We start from the raw sequence: 24363 nt of genomic DNA, 5'->3' as shown, positions 1-24363 counted from the left end.
GCTCCGGGCTGCGCAGTGCGCCGTGGCTGGCCGTCGCCGTCGCGGACCGGCCGTCGACGGGGGGCGCCCCCCGGGGGGGGGGGGGCGCCGGCGTGGGCCAGGTCACCCCCCGGCCCCCCCCCCCCCCACCCCTCCTCGTTCGTGTCATCTCCCGTGCGGCACGGTCATTTCGGACCGCGCCGCACCTCGGACGGGTGATCCCGCGTCGGACGAGTGGCCCGGCGTCGAACGGACGTCCGTCACCGGACCGCCGTCAAGAACGGGAACCCGCGGCGAGACGGGACGACGTCACCCGACGGGCGACGGGCCGTCCGTCAAAGACCCGCCGCTGCCGACTGGATGTCGGCGGCAAAGGTGGACACCTCGGTGTAGACGCCCGGGAAGCCGGGCTGCGCGCAGCCCTGGCCCCAGCTGACGATGCCGACCTGGATCCAGCCGCCGGCGCCGTTGTCACGGAACATCGGGCCACCGGAGTCGCCCTGGCAGGTGTCGACCCCGCCCTCCTCGATGAAGCCGGCGCAGATCTCCTCGGACGGGACGAGGCTGCTGCCGTACGCGCCCTCGCAGTCCGCGTCGGAGACGAACGGGACGCTGGCCTTGAGCATGTACCGCTGCTGGCCACCGCCCTCGGTGGCCGCGCCCCAGCCGGCGACGGTGAAGTCGCCGCTGTTGAAGGAGTCGTCCGTGGCTATGTCGAGCGTGGGCAGGTCGATCGGCTGGGCGAGCTTGATCAGCGCCCAGTCCTTGCCGGTGCCGTTGTAGCCGGGGGCCTGGAGGACCTCGGTGGAGTTGACCTCGACGGCGTCGGGGCTCTCCAGGTCGACGACGCCCGCGGTGGCGGTGATCCCGGTGTCGGGGCCGGACCCGTCCACGCAGTGGGCGGCGGTCAGGACGATGTCCTGCTCGTAGAGCGCGCCGCCGCAGCCCATGGAGAGGCGGACCATGAAGGGGAACTCGCCCTGCTCGGCGGGGGTGCCGCCGACGACCGGCGGGGCCGGGGCGGGGGCGGCGGACGCGGTGGTGGGCTGCAGGCTGACACCGGCGAGGACGACCGCGCCGACGACGGCACATCTCTTGAGGGCACGCAGGAAGCTCAACTGACTGCCTTTCGTGGGGGGAAACAGTGCATTTCGTTGTCTTGCGTGGGGCTGTCGTGCGTGAAGCTGTGTACGGATGACGCTCAGCACGTGGGGGTGCCGTACGCATGGCGAAGCCGACCGACGATCCGTGGGACAAGAAGATCGCCCGCGTCCGCCCGCCACAGCGTGATCCGGATTATGGGGAGGAAATCAGCCGTGGCACAAGATGTGGTTTTCAGCCAACCGAACGGTCGGGAATCCGGTGGTGCCCGGCGACCGGCGCGGAATGTCCGCCGACCGGTCGCCGGACCACACCCCCGCGTCCCCGCCGCCCACGCGTCCGCGGAGCCCGCCCCCGTACAGTTGAGGACGGTCGGCCGTCCTACGAAGGGGTAGTGGCGTGATGGACAGAGGCCCGGCGAACGGCAGCCCGGTCGTACACGGCTATCCGCACCTGGAGACGGCGCGGGCCGCCGTCACGGCCCTCTACCGGCGTATGTCGGCCGACGGCATCCGGCAGTACGACACGAGCGTGGCGCCCGCCGATGTCGCCTTCGCCGATGACGACGACCTCCATCTCGGAGTGCAGCGGGTGGCCCGCGCGCTCGTGCAGCAGCTGCATCTGCCGGACGCCCGGATCATCGTGAGCTTCCACGAGATGGAGCACGCGGCGAGTGTCGAGCTGACCGCGGGGCCGGAGTACTTCATCGATCTCAACGACCGCTTCCGGACGCACCGCAGGGACATCGGCGCCGCCCTCGCGCACGAGATCACCCATGTCCTGCTGCACCGGCTCGGGCTGAGCTTCCCCGGCACCCGGGACAACGAGATCCTGACCGACACCGTGACGACGTATCTGGGCGCGGGCTGGCTGCTGCTCGACGCCTTCCGGGAGGACCGGGACTCCAGCCAGAAGCTCGGCTATCTGACGCCGGAGGAGTTCGGCTATGTGCTGGCCAAGCGGGCCATCGTGTTCAACGAGGACCCGGGCATCTGGTTCACCAGCCCCCAGGGCTACACCGCGTACACGAAGGGCAAGGCCCAGGCGCTGCGGGACGAGCAGCAGCCGCCGCTGACCACGGCGGGCTGGTCAGGCCGGCACCGGTACGCCAAGGACCGCCGCTACGCGCTCGACCACCCCCGCGAGTCCGGGGACGCCGGCCGCCCGTACGCCTTCGAGACGCTGCCGGACGGACTGCGGGTGTCGTTCCCCTGCCCCACCTGCCATCAGCGCATCCGGGTGCCGGTCAGGGGCCGGGTGCGGGCACGGTGCCAGCTCTGTCACACCGTCCTCGACTGCGACACCTGAACTCCCCCTGCCTGAAAGGGACTTCACCGCACCGGGTCGGGACGGTCGATTTATCGATGTGGCGTGAACGGCTCGGCCGGGCGAAGGTCGAAGGATGAGAGACGAGCGGACGGCGGACCCCGACGGCGCGCCCGGCGACGCGCCGGACCACGCCGGGGAACTGTTCACGGCCGTGTACGAGGGCCGGGACGACGCCGTCGTCACTCTGCTGCGCTCGGGCGTCTCCGCGGAGGCGACCGACGCGGACGGCCAGAGCGTCCTCTACGCGGCGGCGGTGAGTGACGAACCCGGCGTGGTCCGGCTGCTGCTGGCGGCGGGCGCCGACCCCGAGCGCGCGAGCGGACCCGGCGACGGTGATCTGCCGCTGTGCGGGGCCGCGTGCGGCGGTCATACGGAGGTGGTGCTGGCCCTGCTGGCGGCGGGCGCGCACCCCGACCGGCGCGAGGCGTACGGCTTCACGGCGCTGGCCTGGGCCGTCGGTCAGGGCCACGCCGCCACGGTGGAGGCGCTGCTGGCGCACGGCGCGGATCCCGGCCTCGGGGGCCCCGGCGGCGGAGCCCCGGACGGTGAGCCGCTCCTGGTGACGGCGGCCCGGCGCGGTTCGACGTCGACCGTACGGGTTCTGCTGCGGCACGGCGCGGGCGCGCGCGAGGAGGCGCTGGCGGAGGCGCGGCGGTGGACGGCTCCCGAGGCGGTGGAGCACGAACTGCACGCCGAGCTGCTGCCGATGGCGGGCGAGGGCGACGAGACGGTGGTGCGCCGGATCGAGGAGGACGGCGGGGTGACGATCGTGGTCGAGACGTTGAGGGACGGCGTGCCGGTCGCGAGCCTGGAGCGGCAGACGGGGCACGGGGCGATCGCGACGCTTCTGGAGGAGTCGCTGGGTCTTCCGGCGCCGTTCGAGGAGCTGGCGGGACGGGCGCTGCGGTGCAAGGTGCCCGAACGGGACGACTGGCGGGAGCCGGTGGCCGCGCTGTGGCGGCGGGGTGATGAGGAGTCGTTCCAGGCAGCGCTCGCCTGGTGCGCGAGCGACGATCCGCTGCGGCGTGCTTTTGCCGCCGACGTGCTCGCGGGGCTCGGGACGGCGGACGGGAGCAGGCCGTTCGCGGCCCGCGCGCTGCCGCCGCTGCGGGAGTTGTGCGCGGGGGCGCGGACGCCGGAGCTGATCGGAACCTGTGTGACCGCGCTCGGGCGGCAGGGTGACACGGCCGTCCTGCCGGAGATCCTGCGGCACGCGGGCCATCCGGACCCCGGGATACGCCGCCGGGTGACGGCCGCGCTGGCCGGGCTCGTGGCGGGCGGCGAGGAGGAGGACGAGGAGGGGCTCGTGGCGCTGACGGCGCTGAGCGCGGACATCGACAACGCGGTGCGGGAGCGGGCGACGGCGGCGCTGGCGGTGGTCGACGCCGACACGCCCAGAATCCGTGAGGCGCTGGCGGCGCGGTTGACGGACCCGGTGGCGGTCACGGTGGCCGAGGCGGCGCGGGGACTGGCGGCGCGGGAGGATCCGAGGGCGGTGGACGCGCTGGCGAGACTGCTCGCCGACGGGTCGGTGACCGGTCGCGCGCGCGAGACGGCGGCCGGCGCGGTGAGCACTCTGCGGGACGCTGCGGTGCGGCGGAGGCTGGAGGGTCTGCTGCCGCGTGGCCGCTGAGTCCGGCGGCTCAGAGCAGCCGCAGGGTGCCGGGGGCCCGCTCGTCGATGATCTCGGTGAGCCAGTCGAAGACGGTGGGGCCGCGGCCGGCCTCGGCGTCGTCCAACCGCCCCTGGACGGACGCCCTGTTGGCCTCGGGGACACGCGCCAGCCGGGCCCTGAGCTGTCGCGCGGTCTCCTGGTGGCCGAGTGCGCGGCGCGAGAGTTCGTGGTCGCGCCACTCGATGACGAAGTCCCGGTCCTCGGGGGTCCCGAAGCCGCCGCCAAGGCAGTCGGCGAACGCGTCGAGATTACGGCCGAAGTAGCCGTCCGGCCCGTTCACGGCTTCGCCGATCACCTGCCAGAAGCGCTCCAGACCGGTGACCTCCGCCCCGGGGATCACATACGTCACTGTCATGGGGCGGAGGCTACCTGTCTGTCGTCGCGCGGGGGGTGCGGGATCAGCAGCCGTGGTCGACGAGGTCGAACGACTCGTAGTGGTCGGCGGTGTAGTAGTCCTGCTGGGAGTTGCCGGTGACGATGCGGCGCGCGCCACGGTTCGAGGAGCCCGGCGTCTTGACGGTGTACTCGTGGTAGTAGCCGGTGGACTGCTGCGGCAGGATGCCCTCGCGGTTCTGGAAGACACCGCCGTCCTGCGGGTACGGGTACGGGCCGCCCCGGTCGATCAGGTCGAGGGTGTCGTGCGCCTGGGACGGCAGGTCGGAGTAGCAGATGTCGCCGACCGCGAGGGGGGCGGCCGTGGCGGCGCCGGCCGCCGTGCCGCCGACGAGGAGGGTGGACAGGAGGGCGGCGGCGCCGCCGATGAGGGCGATTCGTGGGGGGATTCGCATGCCCTCATGATGACGCGCGTAGACGTGTGCACGTCAATCCCAAGTCGGTGGAGTTCTGCGGGAGTTAACCACCCGTCACGGGCACGACGCCCGCCCTTTGTGGCCGGTTCGCCGCCGGGCGCCGGACTGCCGGAGGAGCCCGTCCGGCGCTCGTGACAGCAGGTCGGCGGCGTACCGGGCGCCCCCAACGGCCGCGAATCACCCGGCCACTTGTGAAGGAGACGCCCGCGCCCCGTCCTGCGGGCCTTCGCGGGCCCGGGACGCCCGGCACGGCGCCCGGCCGCGTTGGGGGACTCGTCCGAGTACGCCCCGAGCACGCTCCGGTGCGGCGCACCGCACCGGACGCCCCGGGCCGATCCGCGAAGGTCCCGCCGGAGAGGCCCTACGCCGCGGTGCGCCGGCCGCCCTCGGCGCCGCGCTCCGGCGGGCGGCCACGACGGCCGCCGCGGCTGCCGCGCCCGGAACCGCCGGCCGCGCCCAGCCGGGTCCCGCCGCCGGAGCCGGCCCCGCCGGTCCGCCGCGCGGGACGCGACGCGCGCGCCTTCTGCGGCTTCCGTACGGCGGGCTGCGGCACCTCGATGGTGATCGCGATCCCGGAAGGCTCCCGCGCGCCGGTCAGCCGCGTCAGTTCCTCGTCGGTCGACTTGACGCTGGTGATCCTCGGGGCGATGCCCGCGTCGGACATCAGCCGCGTCATGTCCCGCTTCTGCTCGGGCAGGACGAGGGTCACGACGCTGCCGGACTCACCGGCGCGCGCGGTGCGTCCGCCGCGGTGCAGATAGTCCTTGTGGTCCACGGGCGGATCGACGTTGACGACCAGGTCGAGATCGTCGACGTGGATGCCGCGCGCCGCGACGTTCGTCGCGACGAGCACGGTCACCTCGCCGGTCTTGAACTGCTCCAGCGTCCGGTTGCGCTGCGGCTGGGACCGGCCGCCGTGCAGGCCGGAGGCCCGTACACCGCTCGCCAGCAGCCGCTTGACCAGCCGGTCCACCGAGCGCTTGGTGTCCAGGAAGAGCAGCACCCGGCCCTCGCGGGCCGCGATCCGCATCGTGACGGCCTTCTTGTCCGTCTCGTCCATGACGTACAGGACGTGGTGCTCCATCGTCGTGACCGCGCCCTGGGAGGGGTCGACGGAGTGGACGACGGGGTCGGTCAGGTACTGCCGTACGAGCCGGTCGATGTTCTTGTCGAGCGTCGCGGAGAACAGCATCCGCTGCCCGTCCGGCTGCACCTGCTTCAGCAGCGCGGTGACCTGCGGCATGAAGCCCATGTCGGCCATCTGGTCGGCCTCGTCGAGGACGGTGATGGTGACCTGGTCCAGCCGGCAGTCGCCGCGTTCGATGAGGTCCTTGAGCCGTCCGGGCGTCGCCACGAGCACCTCGGCGCCCCGGCGCAGCTGCCCGGCCTGTCTGCTGATCGACAGACCGCCGACGACGGTGGCCATGCGCAGGTTCACCGCGGTGGCGTACGGCGTGAGGGCGTCGGTGACCTGCTGGGCCAGCTCGCGGGTGGGCACCAGCACCATGGCGTACGGCGCGCGCGGCTCGGCGCGGCGGCCGGCGAGACGGGCCAGCAGCGCGAGGCCGAAGGCGAGGGTCTTGCCCGATCCGGTACGGCCCCGGCCGAGGATGTCGCGGCCCGCGAGCGAGTTCGGGAGGGTGGCCCCCTGGATCGGGAAGGGCTCGGTCACCCCCAGGGAGGTGAGCGTCTTGAGCAGGGCCGCGGGCATGTCGAGCTCGTCGAACGCCTCGACGGCGGGCAGCGCGGGGGTGAGGGTTTCCGGAAGCGTGAACTCCTGCGGGCGTGCGACGCGGCGGACCGACGCCTTGGCCGAGCCTTTCGTGGGGCTCTTGGCACGGGAGTGGACCGGGCGCTTACCGGCCGGGCGGGGTGCGCGGGCCGGGCGTTCGGGGCGAGTCATTCGGTGAAGAACCTTCCTGGGACGTTTCCGTCCCGGGCCTGGGGGTGTCTTGTCGATCAGGCCGGATCAGCGGGGGCTGGTGCGTGCCATCGCAAGGCGGCGAAGGGAGACATGGCGCAGCCATGCCGACCGACGACAACGCAGGGGGCACCACCCGTGCCCCCTGCGGGGCTACGGGGGAGAGCGCGCGTGCCAGGGATCGCGAGCCCGGCAGGATCGGCAGGACACCCCCCAGGGACAGCACAAGCCGGGACCCGCACCGTGCAGGTGCGGGCCCCGGCTGCGAGGTACGCGTCCGGCGATCAGGCCGGGACGATGTTCTCCGCCTGCGGGCCCTTCTGGCCCTGCGTGACGTCGAACGAGACCTTCTGGCCCTCCTGGAGCTCACGGAAGCCCTGGGTGGCGATGTTCGAGTAGTGGGCGAAGACGTCGGCGCCGCCGCCGTCCTGCTCGATGAAGCCGAAGCCCTTTTCCGAGTTGAACCACTTCACGGTTCCAGTAGCCATGTCATTCTCCTAAAACAGGTGCAGAGACGAATCCGCACTTCACGGATTCCTCGTCGCCGCATTGAGCCCCATCCGGAGAAGCCGGCGAAAACAATAAAATGCGCCTGAGGAACATTCCCGTCAGGCGCACATAAAGTTCATGGGTACCAAAACTGCAACGCGGTCAGCCTAGCACGCTCCCGGGGTGCGCCGCGGATCCGACACACCCGGATCGGCCCGGAGGGCGCGCGGGTGGCGCGGCGGCCGGCCGGACGGCTGTGCGATCGGGGTCGGGGCAGGTCAGCCGCGCAGGATGCCCCGCGCGCGGGCCGCCGCGAGCCACCGCGGGAATTCCGCGACGAGCCGGTCGTACAGCACGTCGTCCGGTACCTCGCGCGGATCGAGCCCGGCGTGGAAGAAGCCCGCGTTGTCGACGCACCGCTTCCGCGGGACGGCCAACTCGTCTAGTTTCTGAAGGAAGTTGAACTGCGAGCTGCGCTTGTTGCCGAAGCCGACGAACTGCCAGAACAGCGGGAGTTCGGCCGCTTTGCAGAGATAGCGCTCCGCGGCGAGTTTGTTGACGGGCCCGCCGTCGGTCTGGAAGACCACCAGGGCGGGCGCGGTGGACCCGCTGTCCAGATAGTGGTCGATCACGGCGTCCATCGCGAGGTGGTAGCTGGTCCTGCCCATGTGCCCGAGCCCGGACACGATCCGGTCGATACGGCCGCGGTGGTCGGCGAGCGCGATCTCCGTCTCGGCGTCGACGTCCGTGGAGAAGAGGACGACGGGCACGACACCGTCGTCGTCCAGATTGGCCGAGAGACCGAGCACCCGGTCGGCGAACGCCTGGACGCTGCCGTCCTGGTAGTACTCGCGCATCGATCCCGAGTAGTCCAGGACCAGATAGACGGCGGCGCGCCCGCCGCTCAGCCCGTGCTTGTGCAGGGAGACCGCCGCCGCCCGGTAGTGCTCGACGAGCGCGGGCGCGGTCTCCTCGATCTTGCGGAGGCTGATCGCCGGGCCTGCCGCGGATGGCGCTGTGGTCATGAGTGTCGCCGTTCACTCGACGGGGCGCGGGGGGAGCGGACCGAGGTTACACATCACCGCGCGCACATGCCACGGCGCCCGCCGTGGTCCGGTCGGGGACGGGCGGGCGCCGTGTCTTGCGGAGGGACCGGGGGGCGTCCCCCGGGCCGTCACCGTCCGTACGCCGTTGTACGGGACGCTCTTTGCTCAGACCGTGAGTGAACGGTCCGTCGGGCGGATCGGCGCGTGCAGTTCGCTCGCCCCGGTCAGATAACGGTCGACACCGCGGGCCGCCGAACGCCCTTCGGCGATGGCCCACACGATCAGGGACTGGCCGCGGCCCGCGTCACCCGCAACGTACACGCCGTCGACGTTGGTCGCGTACTCGGCGTCCCGTGCGATGTTGCCACGCGCGTCCAGTTCGAGTCCGAACTGGTCGACGAGTCCGTTGGACCGGTCGGTTCCGGTGAAACCCATGGCCAGGGTGACCAGTTGGGCGGGGATGGTCCGCTCGGTGCCGGGCTTCGGTTCCGGACGGCCGTCCTTGAACTCGACCTCGGTGAGGTGCAGCGACTGGACGTTGCCCTCCTCGTCACCCTCGAAGTGGGTGGTGGAGACGGAGTAGATCCGCTCACCGCCCTCCTCGTGCGCGGAGGTGACCTTGTAGAGCATCGGGAAGGTCGGCCAGGGCTGGTTCGGGGCCCGCTCGTCGCCCGGCCGGGGCATGATCTCCAGCTGGGTGACGGACGCCGCGCCCTGCCGGTGCGCCGTACCGACGCAGTCCGCGCCGGTGTCGCCGCCGCCGATGACCACGACGTGCTTGCCCTCGGCGGTGATCGGGGAGACCGTCAGGTCGCCCTCCTGCACCTTGTTGGCGAGCGGCAGGTACTCCATGGCGAAGTGGATGCCGTTCAGCTCGCGACCGGGCACGGGCAGGTCGCGCGAGACGGTTGCGCCGGCCGCGATGACCACGGCGTCGTAGCGCCTGCGGAGCTTCGCGGCGTCGACGTCGCGGCCGATCTCCGTCTCCGTACGGAACTTGGTGCCCTCCGCGCGCATCTGCTCGATACGGCGGTTGATGTGGGACTTCTCCATCTTGAACTCGGGGATGCCGTAGCGCAGCAGGCCGCCGATGCGGTCGGCGCGCTCGTACACGGCGACCGTGTGGCCGGCCCGGGTGAGCTGCTGGGCCGCGGCCAGGCCGGCCGGGCCCGAGCCGATAACGGCGACGGTCTTGCCGGACAGCCGCTCCGGCGGGCGCGGGACGACGTCGCCGTTGTCCCACGCCTTGTCGATGATGGAGACCTCGACGTTCTTGATCGTGACGGCGGGCTGGTTGATGGCCAGCACGCAGGCGGACTCGCACGGCGCGGGGCAGAGCCGGCCGGTGAACTCCGGGAAGTTGTTGGTCGCGTGCAGGCGCTCGCTCGCCGCGGTCCAGTCCTCGCGGTAGGCGTAGTCGTTCCACTCGGGGATGAGGTTGCCGAGCGGGCAGCCCTGGTGGCAGAAGGGGATGCCGCAGTCCATGCAGCGTCCGGCCTGCTTGCTGATGATCGGGAGCAGCGAGCCCGGAACGTAGACCTCGTTCCAGTCGTTCTTCCGCTCCTCCACCGGGCGGGACTCGGCGACCTCGCGCCCGGTGGTCAGGAAGCCCTTGGGGTCAGCCATTGGTCGCCGCCTCCATCATCTTCTCGGTGGTCTCCTGCTCGGAGAGACCGGCGAGCTCAGCGGCGTCCTTGGCGGCGAGCACTGCCTTGTAGGTGGAAGGAATGATCTTGCTGAACCGGGCCACGGAGGTGTCCCAGTCCGTCAGCAGCTTCTCCGCGACGGTGGAGCCGGTCTCCTCGTGGTGGCGGCGCACGGCGTCGTGCAGCCACCGCTTGTCGGTGTCGGAGAGGTCGGTCTCGACGGCGGCGAGGTTGCCGGCGTTGACGTTGTCGGCGTCGAGGTCGATGACGTACGCGACGCCGCCGGACATGCCGGCCGCGAAGTTGCGTCCCGTCTCGCCGAGGACGACGGCGTGGCCGCCGGTCATGTACTCGCAGCCGTGGTCGCCGACGCCTTCGGAGATGACCGTGGCGCCGGAGTTGCGGACGCAGAAGCGCTCGCCGGTACGGCCGCGCAGGAACAGTTCGCCGCCGGTCGCGCCGTAGGCGATGGTGTTGCCCGCGATGGTCGAGTACTCGGCGAGGTGGTCGGCGCCCCGGTCGGGGCGGACGACGACCCGGCCGCCGGAGAGGCCCTTGCCGACGTAGTCGTTGGCGTCGCCCTCCAGGCGCAGGGTGATGCCGCTGGGCAGGAAGGCGCCGAAGGACTGGCCGGCCGAGCCGGTGAAGGTGATGTCGATGGTGTCGTCGGGCAGTCCGGCGCCGCCGAACCTCTTGGTCACCTCGTGGCCGAGCATCGTGCCGACGGTGCGGTTGATGTTGCGGATCGCGATCTGCGCGCGGACCGGCTGGGCGGCCTCGGGGCTCTCGGCGGCGAGGGCGTCGGCGGCCAGTTTGATCAGCTGGTTGTCGAGGGCCTTGGCCAGGCCGTGGTCCTGCTCGATGATCCGGTGCCGTACGGCGCCGTCGGGCAGGGCGGGTACGTGGAAGAGCGGCCGCAGGTCCAGGCCCTGTGCCTTCCAGTGGTCCACGGCCCGCTCGGTGTCCAGCAACTCGGCGTGGCCGACGGCCTCTTCGAGCGTACGGAAGCCCAGCTCGGCCAGGAGCTCGCGGACCTCCTCGGCGATGAACTCGAAGAAGTTGACGACGTACTCGGCCTTGCCGGAGAAGCGCTCGCGCAGCACCGGGTTCTGCGTGGCGATGCCGACCGGGCAGGTGTCGAGGTGGCAGACGCGCATCATGACGCAGCCGGAGACGACGAGCGGCGCGGTGGCGAAGCCGAACTCCTCGGCGCCCAGCAGCGCGGCGACGACGACGTCGCGGCCGGTCTTGAGCTGGCCGTCGGTCTGGACGACGATCCGGTCGCGCAGGCCGTTGAGCAGCAGGGTCTGCTGGGTCTCGGCGAGGCCGAGCTCCCAGGGGCCGCCCGCGTGCTTGAGCGAGGTGAGCGGGGAGGCGCCCGTACCGCCGTCGTGGCCGGAGATCAGGACGACGTCCGCGTGGGCCTTGGAGACACCGGCCGCGACCGTGCCGACGCCGACCTCGGAGACCAGCTTCACATGGATGCGGGCGGCCGGGTTGGCGTTCTTGAGGTCGTGGATCAGCTGGGCGAGGTCTTCGATGGAGTAGATGTCGTGGTGCGGCGGCGGCGAGATGAGGCCGACGCCGGGGGTGGAGTGCCGCGTCCTGGCGACCCACGGGTAGACCTTGTGGCCGGGCAGCTGGCCGCCCTCGCCGGGCTTGGCGCCCTGGGCCATCTTGATCTGGATGTCGTCGGCGTTGACGAGGTACTCGCTGGTGACGCCGAAGCGGCCGGAGGCGACCTGCTTGATGGACGAGCGGCGCTCGGGGTCGTGGAGCCGGTCGGCGTCCTCGCCGCCCTCGCCGGTGTTGGACTTGCCACCGAGCCGGTTCATCGCGATGGCGAGGGTCTCGTGCGCCTCCTTGGAGATGGAGCCGTACGACATGGCGCCGGTGGAGAAGCGCTTGACGATCTCGGAGGCGGGCTCGACCTCGTCCAGGTCGACGGGCTCGCGGCCGGAGTCGAGGCTGAAGAGTCCGCGGAGCGTCATGAGGCGCTCGGACTGCTCGTTCACCCGGTCCGTGTACTGCTTGAAGATGTCGTAGCGGCGGTTGCGGGTGGCGTGCTGGAGGCGGAAGACCGTGTCCGGGTCGAAGAGGTGCGGTTCGCCCTCGCGGCGCCACTGGTACTCGCCGCCGATGTCCAGCGCGCGGTGCGAGGCGGAGATGCCGGACGGCGGGTAGGCCTTGGCGTGGCGGGCGGCGACCTCCTGGGCGACGATGTCGAGACCGGCGCCGCCGATCTTGGTCGCCGTACCGCTGAAGTACTTCTCCACGAAGGCCTCGTCGAGGCCGACGGCCTCGAAGACCTGGGCGCCCCGGTAGGAGGCGACGGTGGAGATGCCCATCTTGGACATGACCTTCAGGACGCCCTTGCCGAGGGCGTGGATGAGGTTGCGGATGGCGTTCTCGGGCTCCAGGCCCTCGATGAAGGTGCCCGCGCGGACGAGGTCCTCGACGGACTCCATCGCGAGGTACGGGTTGACGGCCGCGGCGCCGTAGCCGATGAGCAGCGCGACGTGGTGCACCTCGCGTACGTCGCCGGCCTCGACCAGCAGCCCGACCTGGGTGCGCTGCTTGGTGCGGATGAGGTGGTGGTGCACGGCGGCGGTGAGCAGCAGGGACGGGATGGGCGCGTGCTCGGCGTCGGAGTGCCGGTCGGAGAGCACGATGATGCGCGCGCCGCTCTCGATCGCGGCGTCGGTCTCGGCGCGGATCTCCTCGATACGGGCGGCCAGGGCCTCGCCGCCGCCGCTGACGCGGTAGAGACCGGAGAGGGTGGCGGCGGTCATGCCGGGCATGTCGCCGTCGGCGTTGACGTGTATCAGCTTGGCCAGCTCGTCGTTGTCGATCACCGGGAACGGCAGGGTGACGCTGCGGCAGGCGGCGGCGGTCGGCCGCAGGATGTTGCCCTGGGGGCCGAGGGTGGAGCGCAGCGAGGTGACGAGCTCCTCGCGGATGGCGTCCAGCGGCGGGTTGGTGACCTGCGCGAACAGCTGGGTGAAGTAGTCGAACAGCAGCCGGGGGCGGGCGGACAGCGCGGCGATGGGGCTGTCGGTGCCCATGGAGCCGAGCGGTTCGCCGGCGGTGCGGGCCATCGGCGCCAGGATGATCCGCAGCTCTTCCTCGGTGTAGCCGAAGGTCTGCTGGCGGCGGGTGACGGAGGCGTGCGTGTGCACGATGTGCTCGCGCTCGGGGAGGTCCTCCAGCTCGATCTCGCCGGCCTCCAGCCACTCCTCGTACGGGTTCTCGGCGGCGAGTGTCGCCTTGATCTCGTCGTCCTCGATGACACGGTGCTCGGCGGTGTCCACGAGGAACATCCGGCCGGGCTGGAGGCGGCCCTTGCGGACGACCTTCGCGGGGTCGATGTCGAGGACGCCGACCTCGGAGGAGAGGACGACGAGGCCGTCGTCGGTGACCCAGTAGCGGCCGGGGCGCAGTCCGTTGCGGTCGAGGACCGCGCCGACCTGGACGCCGTCGGTGAACGTGACGCAGGCGGGGCCGTCCCAGGGCTCCATCATCGTCGCGTGGTACTGGTAGAAGGCGCGCCGGGCGGGGTCCATGGAGTCGTGGTTCTCCCACGCCTCGGGGACCATCATCAGCACGGAGTGCGGCAGCGAACGGCCGCCCAGGTGGAGCAGTTCCAGGACCTCGTCGAAGGACGCCGAGTCGGAGGCGTCGGGGGTGCAGACCGGGAATGTCCGCTCCAGCGTGCCGGGGTCGTCGCCGAAGACGTCGGAGGCCAGCTGGGACTCGCGGGCCCGCATCCAGTTGCGGTTGCCCTTGACGGTGTTGATCTCACCGTTGTGGGCGACGAAGCGGTACGGGTGGGCCAGCGGCCAGCTCGGGAAGGTGTTGGTGGAGAAGCGCGAGTGCACCAGGGCGACGGCGGTGGCGAAGCGGCGGTCGGAGAGGTCGGGGAAGAAAGGTTCCAGCTGGCCGGTGGTCAGCATGCCCTTGTAGACGATCGTGCGGGCGGAGAGCGAGGGGAAGTAGACCCCGGCCTCGCGCTCGGCGCGCTTGCGCAGGACGAACGTCTTGCGGTCGAGCGCGATGCCCGTGCGGGGGCCGGCGTCGCCCGTCGCGGAGAGGAAGACCTGGCGGAAGGCGGGCATCGTCGAGCGGGCGATGGCGCCGAGCATCTGGGGGGCGACGGGCACTTCGCGCCAGCCGAGGACGTCGATGCCCTCCTCGGCGGCGATCGTCTCGATACGTGAGACGGATTCGTCCGGGGCGTCGGCGGGCAGGAAGGCGATCCCGACGGCGTACGAACCGGCCTCGGGCAGGTCGAAGCCGACGACCTCGCGCAGGAAGGCGTCCGGGATCTGGAGCAGGATGCCGGCGCCGTCACCCGAGTCGGGCTCGGAGCCGGTGGCACCCCGGTGTTCGAGATTGCGCAGTACGGTCAGCGCCTGCTCGACCATCTCGTGGCCGGGCACACCGGTCAGGGTGGCCACGAAGCCGACGCCACAGGCGTCGTGCTCGTTACGGGGGTCATACATGCCCTGTGCAGCGGGGCGGCCATCCATGGGCGACCAGGCGTCGAAACGCATCGGCTCTCCCGTCGTCGTCGTGGCATATGCGAAAACCGAGGGACGACGCTGGCCCTGGGCAAAATTTCGTGCAGGTTACATGATGAGTCGGCTGCTCAGAAAGCGGATAGCTCGATCCAGCATGCGGACGCCGCTCGCAGCGGCGAAGGGGTCGGAGGTGAACGGGACGCCGGACACCCGACCGTGGCGGAGAGGGCTTCATTGCCCGCAGCGCCTACGGCTCATGCCCGGAGTTCAACCGTTCGAAACAACCGGGTAACGGCTATATATGTGAGGCCATGCATAGTGTCCCAGCCAGGTGGGGCGACGCCGAGGGATCGTCGAGGGGATGTTCGTCACCACAGTGACGGCACCTCCCCCACCGCGCAATATGTCGTACGCCCGGCGGGTGGCCGCGCGGGGCCGGGGCGCGGATCGGGCGGGGCCGGACCTGGGGCGGGGGCGCCAGGTGCTCTCCGGCGGAGCTCTAGACGGCCGCTCCGAAGAGCGCGCCGAGCCCGTACGTGAGGGCCGCCGCCGTACCGCCGAGCAGCAGCTGGCGCAGACCGCTGTACCACCAGCTCCGCGCGGTGATCCGGGCGACCAGCGCGCCGCAGGCGAACAGACCCAGCAGTGCCACCATCACGGCGGGCCACAGCACGGTGGCGCCGAACAGATACGGCAGGACGGGCAGGAGCGCGCCGACCGCGAACGAGGTGAACGACGACACCGCGGCGACCATCGGCGACGGCAGATCGTCCGGGTCGACGCCCAGCTCCTCGCGCGCGTGGATCTCCAGCGCCAGCTCGGGGTCGCGCGAGAGCTGCTCCGCGACCTGGCGTGCCAGCTCCGGCTCCACCCCGCGCGACTCGTACAGCTCGGCCAGCTCCGCCATCTCGTCCTTCGGGTACGTGCGCAGCTCGCGCCGCTCCACGTCCAGCTCGGCCTGGACGAGCTCGCTCTGGGACGCCACGGAGGTGTACTCGCCCGCCGCCATCGAGAAGGCGCCGGCCGCGAGGCCCGCGAGGCCGGTGATGACGATGGTCTGCCGGTCGAGGGAGCCGCCCGCGACGCCGGTCATCAGGGCCAGGTTCGAGACGAGTCCGTCCATCGCGCCGAACACGGTGGGACGCAGCCAGCCGCCGGTGACATCGCGGTGCGTGTGGTTGTCACGGTGTGCTCCGTGGAGTGACGCGTCTTTGTCCATGACGGACACGCTGTCCCCTTCCCTGCTGTTCGCGTTGGTTCGGCCGGCCGGGCGTGGCGGAACGCCCGCCACGGCTTCGAAAGTACGCACGAAACAGGGCTCCCGCCAGCAAGGAAAGCCATGCTTACCAGGGCACCGGCCGGGTGACAGAGGCGCTTGTGGGGCTTCCGCGCGGGGTGGCGTGGGACGTATGGGAGAAAGAGCGGCCCCCCTGGGGGCCCGATGCGCGAAAGGCCCCGCGATGGAGTTGACCGCCTGCGGTTGCGGCGCTGGTTCCGGCCTCGGTCCGGGGGTGGGTGAGGTCGCGGCCCTGCGGGAGCGGGCGCGGGGCTCGCTGCTCGGGCTCGCGGTCGGCGACGCGATCGGCGCCCCCGCCGAGAACATGCGCCCCTCGGAGATCCGCCGCCGCTGGGGCCGTATCGAGGGGTTCGTCAGCGACAACCCGGCCGGTACCGACGACACCGAGTACGCGATCTTCTCCGGTCTTCTCCTGGCCAGACACGGCTCCGCGCTGACCGTCACCCATGTCGAGAACGCCTGGCACCACTGGCTGGCGGATCTGGACGAGGGGGCGTTCCGGGGCGCCGGGTTCAGCGAGCGGGGCACGCTGGAGAATCTGCGCAGGGGCCTCGCGGCGCCGATCACGGCGCAGCACCGGCACGCCTGGAGCGACGGCCTCGCGATGCGGGCGGCCCCGTTCGGCGTCTTCGCCGCGGGCAGCCCGGCGGAGGCGGCCCGGCTCGTGGCGGTCGACGGCACCGTCAGCCACGAGGGCGAGGGCATCTACGGGGGCCAGGCCGTGGCGGCGGGGGTGGCCGCCGCGATGACGGGCGCGGGCCCGGCGTCGGTGGTGGCCGCGGCGCTCTCCGTGATCCCGATGGACTCCTGGACGGCCCGCTCGCTGCGCCGCGCGGTGGTGGCGGCGGGCCGCGAGTACCCCGACACGCTGACCATGGAGCGGGCGGTGCGGTCGGCGGTGGTGATCGGCGGCTACCCGTGGACGGACCTGGCGCCGGAGGCGGTGGGCCTGGCGTTCGGCGCCTTCGCGGCGGCCCGTGGGGACTTCCGTACGTCGGTGCTGACGGCGGTCAACATGGGCCGCGACGCGGACACGACGGCGGCGGTGGCGGGCGCGCTGTCGGGAGCGGTCTGCGGCGCGGGAGCGGTCCCCGAGGAATGGTCCTCGGCGATCGGCCCGGTCCGCGGCAGCTGCCTCCCGTCGATGCGCGGCTACCACGTCCTGGACATCGCGGACCTACTGACCCCGGACGACGAACAGGCGACCTGATGAGCGGCACGGAGCTGTCACCGAACATCGAGCTGGACGGGGCGCTGCGCGCGCGGGGCGCGGCGGACGCGACGCCGACGCGAACGCCGGGCACGCAGGGCGCCGGGAACGCGGCCGGCCGGGCCCCCGCCGACCCGAAGAACGGCGAAGGACCAACGACCACGCGGCCACCCGCCACGCAGGCCGGCGCTGAGGCGCGGCAGGCGCAGGGTGACGGCCACACGGTCGGCCAGATCCCGGCTCGCCCGAAGGGCGGTGCAGGATCAACGACAGCGCGGGCGAGCGCCAGGAATGCGGCCGGCCGGGGGCGGGGCCGGGGCGTTGGGTGGTGTGGGCATCTGGGGGGTGGGGTGGGTGGGGAGCGAGTCGAGGGGTTGTTTCTCGGGTTGGCCGCCGGGGACGCCGCCGGGTGGCCCGCCGCCCGGCACCGGGCCGCGCGGATGCCCGAGTGGACGCGACGGCTCACCCGCGAGCTCGACACCTTCGCCGAGCAGAACGCGACCACCACCCTCCCCGTCCCCATCGCCCTCAACCAGCCCCCCGAGCCGCTGCGCCTCGGCCCCTCCGACGACGCCGAGTGGGCGGCCTTCGCCGCCGAGACCGTGCTCACCGCGTTCGGGGAACCCTTCGCCGGCCTTCCCGCCGACCGCCGTACCCGCGCCGCCGTCGACCTGGCCTGGTCCACCCTGGCCGCCGAGATCGCCGCGGCGGCGGACCGCGCGCCGGAGGTCGAGTCCGCCGTACTGCCGCTCCGCGCCCGGATCTCCGTACGCGCCGGGCTCGGCAATCTCGCCACCGGTCTGCGCCCGCCCGCGACCGGCCACGACAACCCGCACTACTTCGACGACGCGGCGTGCGTACGGGCCGTCGTGCTGGCGGTCGTCCATCCGGGCCGGCCGCACGCCGCCGCCGAACTCGCCGAGTTCGACGCCCGCTACACGCAGGACGGCGACGGGGTGCACGGCGCCCGTGCGATGGCCGCCGCCGTGGCCGCCGCGCTCGGCGGGGCCGACACCGCGACCGCCGTCACCGCCGCGCTCGAACAGCTGCCGGACAGCACGGAGATCGGCCGCAACGCCCAGCACGCGGTCAAGCTGGCACGGGACTTCGCGTACGAGCCCGCCGGGGCGTTCGCGCTCGTCCCCCTGCTGGAGCATCAGATCGTCGACCATGTCTACAGCTACGGCATCGCGGCGGCCGAGACCGTGCCCGTCGCGCTCGCCCTGACCCTCGCGTCCGGCGGGAACGTCTGCGCCGCCGTACCCGCCGCCGCGTGCCTGTCCCGGGTCGCGGACTCGGCCCCCGCGCTCGCCGGGGCCCTGACCGGCGCGCTCGGCGGAGGCGCGGCCGTCCCCCCGGCCTGGCGTAACACCTGCCGTGTCCTGGCGGGCTGCGCGCTGCCGCGTCTCGCGGGCACGGACCTGGTCGAACTCGCCGGTCTGCTGACACGCACGCTCGCCTCGGCGGACCACAACTCCCCGTAGGGCGTGTCTTCGACGTGGCGTCGCGGGGCCCGCGGGGTCCGGTGCGGTGCGTCGCGCGGCGGAGGATCGCGCTCGTCCTGGACGTACGTGGACGACTCCGCCGACACGGCCTGACTTCGAGGACACGGCCCACCGCCACGGGCGGCGAGCTTCACCCCCACGGGACGCACACGGGTGGACAATTCCGGCATGACGACGCGCAGAGCATCAGCGACGCCCACGGCCACGCCCGCACTCGAAGACCGGATCACCGGCAGCCTCGTCGGCGCGGCCGTCGGAGACGCGCTCGGCGGCCCCGTCGAGGGCTACACCCCCGAGCAGATCATGGACCGGCACGGCGGCCGGGTGTCCGGCATCGTCGGCCCCTGGAACGAGGACTGGCGTACGGCGCGCCCCCTCGCCCCGTACCACAAGGGCGACGGCCACGTCACCGACGACACCTTGATGACGCACGCGCTGGTGCGGGCGTACGCCACCGTCCGCGACCACCTCGACGCGTACGCCGTCGCCGACCATCTCGTCCCCGACCTGATCTCCACCCCGCGCTGGATCCCGGAGCTGGAGGCGGAGGCACTGCCGCTCCAGCGGATCTTCCTCGCGGAGAAGTGGCTCGTCGCCCGTATCCACTACGGGCACACGGACCCCCGGGAGGCGGGCGCCGGGAACATCGTCAACTGCGGCGCCGCGATGTACATGGCGCCGGTGGGCCTCGTCAACGCCGCCAATCCGGCAGCCGCGTACGCGGAGGCCGTCGATGTCGCGGGCGCGCACCAGTCCAGTTACGGGCGTGAGGCGGCCGGGGTCCTCGCGGCGGCCGTCGCCGCGGCGTGTGCGCCGGGAGCGACGCCGGCCGGCGTCGTCGACGCGTGCCTCGCGCTCGCCAAGGACGGGACGCGCGCCGCGATCGAGGCGGTGTGCGAAGTGGCCGCCACGTACGAGGACTTCGAGCCGGCGCTGCGTCCGCTGCGGGAGGCCGTCGCGCCGTTCGACACGGTGGGACCCGACTACCGCGCCCCGTCCCTGGGCGCGCGGCGCCCCTCGCGGCTGCACTCCATCGAGGAACTGCCCGTCGCCCTCGGTATGTTGCTCATCGGCGACGGCGACTTCCGCCGTACGGTGCTCGGCTCGGTCAACTACGGCCGTGACTGCGACTCCATCGCCACCATGAGCGGGGCGGTGGCCGGGGCGCTCTCCGGCGGGGCGACGATCCCGGCCGACTGGTCGAAGCGGGTCTCGGAGGCGAGCCGCCTCGACCTCCGGGCACCGGGGCGGACGCTGACGGAGGTGGCGTACGAGATGTTCGCCCGGGACACGGCGCGCCGCCGGGCGCACGAGTCGGCGTTCGCCGCGCTGACGGTGGCGCGATGACGGAGCCGTTGCGGGTGACCTGGGTCCAGCCCGAGGACCTGCTGGGCCATGAGCTGCGCCAGGCGGCCGAGGACGGGCGGGACGCGGCGGCGGTGGCCGAGCGGTGGCACGCCGCAGGCGGCTCCCCGTCGCCGCCGCGCGCGGGCGCGTCCGCCCCGTCGGCCGCCCCGGAGCTGCGCGCGCTGGCGTTGACGCTGCTGGACGAACTGGCGCGGCTCCCCTCGCCGTTGGCAGCCGAAGAGCCGACGACGCTGCCGGAGATCGAGCACGCGCGCGGTACCGGCCGGCCGGCCCGGCCCGTGCCCCCGGCAGGGCGGAGCGGCGAGCGCGCCCACCCGGCCCCGGTGCCCGGCGAGGATGGTGAGTCGCGCGCGGGCGCCCCCGGGGGCCCCGGGGCGCGGACCCCGGTCGCCGGAGGGGCCGGGATCGGGGCAGCCCTCACCACCCACCAGCTGCACGCCGCCTGGCTCGGCCGCGCCGCCGGGTGCCTCCTCGGCAAACCGGTCGAGAAGCTCACCCTCGCCGCCATCCGCGCACTGGCCCGCGCGACCGGCAACTGGCCCCTGAACAGCTGGTTCACCGCCGAGGGCGTCCCCCAGGACCTCGCCGCCGCACACCCCTGGAACCGGCGCTCCGCCGCCAACTCCCTCGCCGAGAACATCGACGGCATGCCCGAGGACGACGACCTCAACTACCCGCTGCTCAACGTGCTGTTGCTCCAGCGGTACGGCCGGGCTTTTCGGACCGCCGACGTCGCCCGTCTCTGGCTCGACTTGCTGCCCGCCGGGGTCACGTTCACCGCCGAGCGCGTGGCGTACCGCAATCTGCTGTCGGGCGTCGAGCCGCCGGAGACCGCCCTGCACCACAACCCGTTCCGGGAGTGGATCGGCGCGGCGATCCGCGCCGACGTACACGGCTGGACACACCCCGGCGACCCCGTGTCGGCCGCCGCCCAGGCGCACCGGGATGCCACGCTGACGCACACCGCCAACGGCGTGTACAGCGCGATGTTCGTCGCGGGCACCATCGCCGCGGCGGGCGGCGGCGCGGACGTGCACGCCTCGCTGCGCGCCGGCCTCGGCACCGTACCCCCGCGCTCACGGCTCGCGGGGGCCGTCCGCGACGCGATCGCCACCGCCCGCGCCCACCATGACTTCGACACCGTCGTCGACCGGCTGCACGCCGCCCATGGCCACCACCACTGGGTCCACGCCGTCCCCAACGCCGCGCTTCTCGCCGCCGCCCTCACCCACACGGACGGTGACTTCACGGGCTCCATCTGCCGCGCCGTGTCCGGCGGCTGGGACACCGACTCCAACGGCGCGACGGCCGGCTCGATCGCCGGTCTGCTGGCCGGGCACCCGGACCGGCTGCCCGAGCGGTGGACGGCTCCGCTCAAGAACCGGCTCGCCACCTCCGTCGTCGGATTCGACGGCACCGGCTTCGACGAACTCGCCCGACTCACCCAGGAGGCACTCCGCCCATGACCGGCATCGTGGTGCTCGGCAGCACCAACATGGACCTCGTCGCGTACGTCGCGCGGGCCCCCAAGCACGGGGAGACCGTCACGGGCCGTGAATTCCGTACGGTCCCCGGCGGCAAGGGCGCCAACCAGGCCGTCGCCGCCGCCCGCGCGGGTGGCGACGTGGCGATGATCGGCGCGGTCGGCGACGACGAGTTCGGCGTACTGCTCCGGCACACGCTCACCTCGTCCGGCGTGGACACCGACCTGCTCCACACCGCCGAGGGGCCCTCCGGCACGGCGCACATCGTCGTGGACGACGAGGGCGGCAACGCGATCGTCGTCGTCCCCGGCGCCAACGGCACACTCACCGCCCTCGGCCCCGGCGAGGAGACCCTCATCTCCACCGCCGCCGCCCTGCTCCTCCAGCTCGAACTCCCCCTGAGCGTCGTCCTCGACGGCGCGCGGGCGGCGAAACGGCACGGAGTGCGGACCGTCCTCACCCCGGCCCCTGTCCAGCCCCTGCCGCCCGAACTCCTCGCCGCCACCGACCTGTTGGTGCCCAACGAGCACGAGGCCGCCGAGCTCGCGGGCGTCGCGGACCCGCACGAGGCGGCGAAGGTGCTGCTGCGGCAGGTACCGGAGGTCCTGATCACCCTGGGCGCGGCGGGCTCCCTGTACGCGGCGCGCGGCGCCGGGCCCGTCGCCCTCCCCGCGCCGAAGGTGACCGCCGTGGACACGACGGCCGCGGGCGACACGTTCGTCGGCGCGCTGGCCGTCGCGATCGGCGAGGGCCGTCCGATGACGGAGGCGGCGCGCTGGGCGTCGGCCGCCGCCGCGCTCTGTGTCCAGCGCCACGGGGCGTCCACCTCCATGCCCTACCGCCGCGAGATCGACGAGGCCACCTCATGACCACCGCCCGAGCCACCGGCACCGACCCCAGGACCCCGGCCGCTCCCCCGCTGGAGGGCGTGCGCGTCCTCGACCTCGCCACCCTCTTCGCGGGCCCGCTCGCCGCCACGATGCTCGGCGACTTCGGCGCCGATGTCATCAAGGTCGAGCACCCCACCCGTCCCGATCCGTCGCGCGGGCACGGCCCCGCGAAGGACGGCTTCGGCCTCTGGTGGAAGATCCTGGGCCGTAACAAGCGCACCATGACGCTCGACCTGTGCGGCCCTTCCGGCCGGGACGTGCTGCTGCGGCTGGCCGCCGACGCGGACGTGATCGTGGAGAACTTCCGCCCCGGCACCCTGGAGAAATGGGGCCTCGGCTGGGCCGAACTCTCCGCAGTCAACCCGCGGTTGGTGCTCGCCCGGGTCACCGGCTTCGGTCAGTTCGGCCCGTACTCCCGGCGCCCCGGGTTCGGCACGCTCGCCGAGGCGATGAGCGGTTTCGCGGCCATGACGGGCGAGCCCGACGGGCCGCCGACGCTGCCCCCGTTCGGGCTGGCCGACTCGATCGCCGCGCTGGCCACCGCGTACGCCGTGATGACCGCGCTCAACGGCCGGGCGGCGAGCGGACGCGGCCAGGTGGTCGACATGGCGATCATCGAGCCGATCCTGACGGTGCTGGGGCCGCATCCCCTCTGGTACGACCAGCTCGGCTACGTGCAGCCCCGTACCGGCAACCGCTCCCGTAACAACGCCCCCCGCAACACCTACCGCACCGCCGACGGCTCCTGGCTCGCGGTCTCCACCTCCGCCGATTCGGTCGCCGAGCGGGTCATGCGGCTGGTGGGCCGGGAGGAACTGGTCGACGAGCCGTGGTTCGCCACCGGCAGCGGGCGGGCCGACCACGCCGACGTGCTGGACGAGGCGGTCGGCGACTGGATCGGCCGGCGTCCGCGTGACGATGTGATGGCCGCGTTCGAGAAGGCGGACGCGGCGATCGCCCCCGTGTACGACGTCCGCGACGTGATGGCCGACCCGCAGTACCGGGCGCTCGACACCGTCACCGAGGTCGCGGACCCGGACCTCGGCACGATCCGTATGCAGAACGTGCTCTTCCGGCTCTCCGAGACACCGGGGTCCATCCGCTGGGCGGGCCGTCCGCACGGCGCGGACACGGACGAGGTCCTCACCGAGCTGGGCCTCTCGGCCTCGGAGATCGCCTCCCTGCGTGAGGAGGGCGCGCTGTGAGCCGCCCCGCGCCGCCCCTGCCGGCCACCAGGGCGCCGAGCCCGACGCACCCGACGCACACCCCGCTCACCTGGCTGTACGCGCCCGGGGACCGGCCCGACGTGGTGCGGAAGGCGCTCGGCTCCGGCGCCGACGCGGTGATCGTCGATCTGGAGGACGCGGTGGCCACCGACCGCAGGGAGTACGCGCGCGCCGCGACGGCCGAGCTGCTGGCCTCCGCCGGTCCCGTGCCGGTCCATGTCCGGATCGCCGACGCCGAGGACATCCCGGCGCTGGCCGGTCTCCCGGGCCTGGCGGGGCTGCGGCTGCCGAAGGTCACGCACGCGTCGGACATCCGCCGGACCGCCGCCAGGGCCCCGGGCACCCCGCTGTACGCGCTGCTGGAGTCCGCCCTCGCCATCGAGAACGCCCATGCCATCGCCGCCGCCCATCCCGCCCTGCGCGGTGTCGCACTCGGCGAGGCGGACCTCCGGGCCGATCTGGGAGTACGGGACGACGCCGGGCTCGACTGGCCGCGCGGCCGTCTCGTGGTGGCGGCGCGCGCCGCGGGTCTGCCGGCTCCCGCCCAGTCCGTCTTCCCCGACGTACGGGACCTGGAGGGGCTGGCGGCCTCGTGCGCGCACGGCCGCTCGCTGGGCTTCTTCGGGCGCTCCGCGATCCATCCGCGTCAGCTCCCGGTGATCGAGCGGGCGTATCTCCCGACGGCGGCGGAGGTCGAGTCGGCGACCGGGATCGTCGAGGCGGCGGCGCGGGACGCGGGCGCGCTGGCGCTGCCGGACGGGCGTTTCGTGGACGCGGCGATCGTGGCGGCGGCGCGCCGCACGCTCGACCTGGCGGCGCGCGGACGGGGTGTGCTCCAGAACTGACACCGGCCGCACGGCGCCCCGGA

The 24363-nt window shown here is 72.9% G+C and carries 18 protein-coding genes; 9 read left to right on the top strand and 9 right to left on the bottom strand.

Annotation, left to right across the window (positions count from 1 at the left end; genetic code table 11):
• Nucleotides 1-314: 314 nt before the first annotated feature.
• A complete protein-coding gene (locus tag ACFWU9_RS35245) occupies nt 315-1097 on the bottom strand; it encodes a S1 family peptidase (RefSeq protein WP_384325167.1) in 783 nt (260 codons plus the stop codon).
• Between the two features lie 385 nt (nt 1098-1482).
• Here ACFWU9_RS35245 and ACFWU9_RS35240 point away from each other — a divergent pair, with 385 nt between their 5' ends.
• Both ACFWU9_RS35240 and ACFWU9_RS35235 read left to right on the top strand, forming a co-directional pair.
• Complete coding sequence (locus ACFWU9_RS35240) at nt 1483-2388, top strand: hypothetical protein (RefSeq protein WP_384325166.1); 906 nt, start codon at nt 1483-1485, stop codon at nt 2386-2388.
• A 94-nt stretch (nt 2389-2482) separates the two neighbouring features.
• Nucleotides 2483-4042: an ankyrin repeat domain-containing protein gene (locus ACFWU9_RS35235; protein WP_384325165.1), complete on the top strand. Its 1560-nt coding sequence runs from the start codon at nt 2483-2485 to the stop codon at nt 4040-4042.
• Nucleotides 4043-4052: 10 nt separating this feature from the next.
• On the opposite strand, the gene ACFWU9_RS35230 is transcribed toward ACFWU9_RS35235, so the two are convergent.
• From ACFWU9_RS35230 to ACFWU9_RS35195, 8 genes are all read right to left on the bottom strand, one after another.
• Nucleotides 4053-4439 carry a barstar family protein gene (locus ACFWU9_RS35230; RefSeq protein WP_384325164.1) on the bottom strand — a complete coding sequence of 129 codons (387 nt, stop codon included), beginning with the start codon at nt 4437-4439 and terminating at the stop codon, nt 4053-4055.
• A 43-nt stretch (nt 4440-4482) separates the two neighbouring features.
• Complete coding sequence (locus tag ACFWU9_RS35225) at nt 4483-4872, bottom strand: ribonuclease domain-containing protein (RefSeq protein WP_384325163.1); 390 nt, start codon at nt 4870-4872, stop codon at nt 4483-4485.
• Between the two features lie 382 nt (nt 4873-5254).
• Entirely contained in the window at nt 5255-6796 is a 1542-nt protein-coding gene (locus tag ACFWU9_RS35220) for a DEAD/DEAH box helicase (RefSeq protein ID WP_384325162.1), read from the bottom strand.
• Between the two features lie 302 nt (nt 6797-7098).
• Complete coding sequence (locus tag ACFWU9_RS35215) at nt 7099-7302, bottom strand: cold-shock protein (RefSeq protein WP_015607926.1); 204 nt, start codon at nt 7300-7302, stop codon at nt 7099-7101.
• A gap of 279 nt (nt 7303-7581) precedes the next feature.
• Nucleotides 7582-8328, bottom strand: coding sequence for a VWA domain-containing protein (locus ACFWU9_RS35210; RefSeq protein WP_384325161.1), 747 nt, complete (start codon nt 8326-8328; stop codon nt 7582-7584).
• Nucleotides 8329-8514: 186 nt separating this feature from the next.
• Nucleotides 8515-9975: a glutamate synthase subunit beta gene (locus ACFWU9_RS35205; RefSeq protein ID WP_384325160.1), complete on the bottom strand. Its 1461-nt coding sequence runs from the start codon at nt 9973-9975 to the stop codon at nt 8515-8517.
• Nucleotides 9968-14548 carry a glutamate synthase large subunit gene (gltB, locus tag ACFWU9_RS35200; protein ID WP_384325159.1) on the bottom strand — a complete coding sequence of 1527 codons (4581 nt, stop codon included), beginning with the start codon at nt 14546-14548 and terminating at the stop codon, nt 9968-9970. Before gltB ends, ACFWU9_RS35205 begins: the two co-directional genes overlap by 8 nt.
• A 466-nt stretch (nt 14549-15014) precedes the next feature.
• Nucleotides 15015-15734, bottom strand: coding sequence for a VIT1/CCC1 transporter family protein (locus tag ACFWU9_RS35195; RefSeq protein WP_384325158.1), 720 nt, complete (start codon nt 15732-15734; stop codon nt 15015-15017).
• A 241-nt stretch (nt 15735-15975) separates the two neighbouring features.
• Here ACFWU9_RS35195 and ACFWU9_RS35190 point away from each other — a divergent pair, with 241 nt between their 5' ends.
• The 7 genes from ACFWU9_RS35190 to ACFWU9_RS35160 all read left to right on the top strand — a co-directional run bounded on the left by ACFWU9_RS35190 (nt 15976) and on the right by ACFWU9_RS35160 (nt 24340).
• Complete coding sequence (locus ACFWU9_RS35190; RefSeq protein WP_384325157.1) at nt 15976-17022, top strand: ADP-ribosylglycohydrolase family protein; 1047 nt, start codon at nt 15976-15978, stop codon at nt 17020-17022.
• 338 nt (nt 17023-17360) lie between these two features.
• A complete protein-coding gene (locus tag ACFWU9_RS35185; RefSeq protein WP_384325169.1) occupies nt 17361-18506 on the top strand; it encodes an ADP-ribosylglycohydrolase family protein in 1146 nt (381 codons plus the stop codon).
• Between the two features lie 189 nt (nt 18507-18695).
• Nucleotides 18696-19874 (top strand): ADP-ribosylglycohydrolase family protein, encoded by a 1179-nt coding sequence (locus ACFWU9_RS35180; RefSeq protein ID WP_384325156.1) that lies wholly within the window; start codon nt 18696-18698, stop codon nt 19872-19874.
• The gene (locus tag ACFWU9_RS35175) at nt 19871-21361 is read left to right on the top strand and encodes an ADP-ribosylglycohydrolase family protein (RefSeq protein WP_384325155.1); all 1491 of its coding nucleotides are present in this window, start codon (nt 19871-19873) and stop codon (nt 21359-21361) included. The genes ACFWU9_RS35180 and ACFWU9_RS35175 overlap by 4 nt, the downstream gene beginning before the upstream one ends.
• Nucleotides 21358-22248, top strand: a complete 891-nt coding sequence (gene rbsK / locus ACFWU9_RS35170) for a ribokinase (RefSeq protein ID WP_384325154.1) — start codon at nt 21358-21360, stop codon at nt 22246-22248. The genes ACFWU9_RS35175 and rbsK overlap by 4 nt, the downstream gene beginning before the upstream one ends.
• The gene (locus ACFWU9_RS35165) at nt 22245-23474 is read left to right on the top strand and encodes a CaiB/BaiF CoA transferase family protein (protein ID WP_384325153.1); all 1230 of its coding nucleotides are present in this window, start codon (nt 22245-22247) and stop codon (nt 23472-23474) included. Before rbsK ends, ACFWU9_RS35165 begins: the two co-directional genes overlap by 4 nt.
• 17 nt (nt 23475-23491) lie before the next feature.
• Entirely contained in the window at nt 23492-24340 is an 849-nt protein-coding gene (locus ACFWU9_RS35160; RefSeq protein ID WP_384325168.1) for an HpcH/HpaI aldolase/citrate lyase family protein, read from the top strand.
• Nucleotides 24341-24363 lie beyond the last annotated feature (23 nt).

Source organism: Streptomyces sp. NPDC058653, assembly GCF_042716895.1.
In the GTDB taxonomy this organism is placed as follows: Bacteria; Actinomycetota; Actinomycetes; order Streptomycetales; family Streptomycetaceae; genus Streptomyces.
The sequence above is the reverse complement of the archived record's forward strand: the minus strand, read 5'-3'. Positions and strand labels throughout refer to the sequence as shown.

What these genes read in the sequence shown, in the direction of transcription:
- ACFWU9_RS35240 (WP_384325166.1), top strand. Translation starts at nt 1,483, where the DNA reads ATGGACAGAGGCCCGGCGAACGGCAGCCCGGTCGTACACGGCTATCCG.
- ACFWU9_RS35235 (WP_384325165.1), top strand. Translation starts at nt 2,483, where the DNA reads ATGAGAGACGAGCGGACGGCGGACCCCGACGGCGCGCCCGGCGACGCG.
- ACFWU9_RS35230 (WP_384325164.1), bottom strand. Translation starts at nt 4,439, where the DNA reads ATGACAGTGACGTATGTGATCCCCGGGGCGGAGGTCACCGGTCTGGAG.
- ACFWU9_RS35225 (WP_384325163.1), bottom strand. Translation starts at nt 4,872, where the DNA reads ATGCGAATCCCCCCACGAATCGCCCTCATCGGCGGCGCCGCCGCCCTC.
- ACFWU9_RS35220 (WP_384325162.1), bottom strand. Translation starts at nt 6,796, where the DNA reads ATGACTCGCCCCGAACGCCCGGCCCGCGCACCCCGCCCGGCCGGTAAG.
- ACFWU9_RS35215 (WP_015607926.1), bottom strand. Translation starts at nt 7,302, where the DNA reads ATGGCTACTGGAACCGTGAAGTGGTTCAACTCGGAAAAGGGCTTCGGC.
- ACFWU9_RS35210 (WP_384325161.1), bottom strand. Translation starts at nt 8,328, where the DNA reads ATGACCACAGCGCCATCCGCGGCAGGCCCGGCGATCAGCCTCCGCAAG.
- ACFWU9_RS35205 (WP_384325160.1), bottom strand. Translation starts at nt 9,975, where the DNA reads ATGGCTGACCCCAAGGGCTTCCTGACCACCGGGCGCGAGGTCGCCGAG.
- gltB (WP_384325159.1), bottom strand. Translation starts at nt 14,548, where the DNA reads ATGCGTTTCGACGCCTGGTCGCCCATGGATGGCCGCCCCGCTGCACAG.
- ACFWU9_RS35195 (WP_384325158.1), bottom strand. Translation starts at nt 15,734, where the DNA reads ATGGACAAAGACGCGTCACTCCACGGAGCACACCGTGACAACCACACG.
- ACFWU9_RS35190 (WP_384325157.1), top strand. Translation starts at nt 15,976, where the DNA reads ATGGAGTTGACCGCCTGCGGTTGCGGCGCTGGTTCCGGCCTCGGTCCG.
- ACFWU9_RS35180 (WP_384325156.1), top strand. Translation starts at nt 18,696, where the DNA reads ATGACGACGCGCAGAGCATCAGCGACGCCCACGGCCACGCCCGCACTC.
- ACFWU9_RS35175 (WP_384325155.1), top strand. Translation starts at nt 19,871, where the DNA reads ATGACGGAGCCGTTGCGGGTGACCTGGGTCCAGCCCGAGGACCTGCTG.
- rbsK (WP_384325154.1), top strand. Translation starts at nt 21,358, where the DNA reads ATGACCGGCATCGTGGTGCTCGGCAGCACCAACATGGACCTCGTCGCG.
- ACFWU9_RS35165 (WP_384325153.1), top strand. Translation starts at nt 22,245, where the DNA reads ATGACCACCGCCCGAGCCACCGGCACCGACCCCAGGACCCCGGCCGCT.